The following is a 1,252-nucleotide window of genomic DNA, read 5'->3' as shown; positions in this document are numbered from 1 at the left end:
TGAACTGGTCAAGTTTTTCCGGACACCGATTACGGTGATCCAACCGCCTGCCGCTCCATGGCTATCGGCGACAGGTAATTGTTGTAGCTATGGAGCCTGATTCGGTTGTATCGCATGAAGAAGCCGGTCATGTCCTGCCTGGCTTCTTCAACTGTTGCGTAGCCTTTGGCAGGCACCCACTCTGACTTGAGCGTCCCGAAGAAGCGCTCTGTCGGAGCGTTATCCCAGCATTGCCCCCTGCGGCTCATGCTGGGCGTTATTCCATGTTCAAGCAGTTCGGACTGGAAACGCTGGCTGGTGTACTGGCAGCCCTGATCTGAATGAAACATCAAGCCTGTATGCCTGCCTCGCACCTCTACCGCCATTGCCAGCGCCCTGCTCACCAGATTGGCGTCATTGATCAGCGAAAATGCCCAGCCCACAATTCGCCGGGCGAACAGGTCAATGACCACCGCCAGATGATACCAACGCCTCCCAACCATCAGGCTGGTAACGTCGCCACACCAGACCTGATTGATTGCGGTTGGCTCGAAGTTACGCTCGAGCAGGTTCCTGGCGACAAACGCTTCGACACCTCTGGAGCGATACGGATGACGGCGGCGCTGCCTGCTGGCCAGATTTGCCTCTGTCATGAGTCTTGCGGTCAGATACCGTCCTACCTTGATCTGCTGGGCCTTCAACGCCTGGGAAATCATTCTCGCACCGGCACTCTCCCGGCTTTCAACGTGCAACTGCACGACCTTGGCCTTGAGCGCCTCACGCCTGGTGTCAGGCACTGCGCGGCGATGGAGCCAATCATAAAAAGCGCTACGGGAAACGCCAAGCACGCTGCAAAGCTGACGGGTCGGATACGAGCCTGACTCTCTGAGCTCCTCGATCAGGAAAAACGATCGGGATCCGACATCAAGAGAGCGGTAGCCTTTTTTAAGATTTCGGCCTCGGTCTCCAGGCGTTTGATTTTGGCGCGTAACTGCTGAAGCTCTCGCTGCTCGTCGCTGATCGCCTTGGTACCCGCCACGGGCTGGCCTTTCTGGCGCTCTTTGCGAACCTGATCCACCCAGCGGCGCAGAGCCGTTGGGCCGACATCCATTGATGCGCAGACGTCGGGAACCGAACAGTGGTCGTCAAGCACCATGCTTGCAGCACGTTGCTTGAACTCGCGGGTATAGGTTTTTCGCTCTTGCATGGAACCTCCTGAATTGGGCGAATCATATCGCCCTTAAGAGGTGTCCGGGATCATTAGGCCAGTTCA

At 57.0% G+C, this 1,252-nt stretch carries 1 protein-coding gene and 1 pseudogene; both read right to left on the bottom strand.

What is annotated here, in order from left to right; translation table 11 throughout:
* Nucleotides 1–29: 29 nt before the first annotated feature.
* Nucleotides 30–1,061: an IS3 family transposase gene (locus tag ACIPO9_RS28165; RefSeq protein WP_400784551.1), complete on the bottom strand. Its 1,032-nt coding sequence runs from the start codon at nucleotides 1,059–1,061 to the stop codon at nucleotides 30–32.
* A pseudogene (locus tag ACIPO9_RS28160) lies at nucleotides 1,016–1,135 on the bottom strand (IS3 family transposase); the annotation flags it as partial. The pseudogene ACIPO9_RS28160 and the gene ACIPO9_RS28165, both read right to left, overlap by 46 nt.
* Nucleotides 1,136–1,252: the final 117 nt, after the last annotated feature.

Origin of the sequence: Pseudomonas sp. NPDC090203 (assembly GCF_044746765.1) — a bacterium.
GTDB classification, from domain to species: Bacteria; Pseudomonadota; Gammaproteobacteria; order Pseudomonadales; family Pseudomonadaceae; genus Aquipseudomonas; species Aquipseudomonas putida_AD.
Note: the sequence above shows the minus strand (reverse complement) of the source record. Positions and strands in the feature narration are given on the sequence as shown.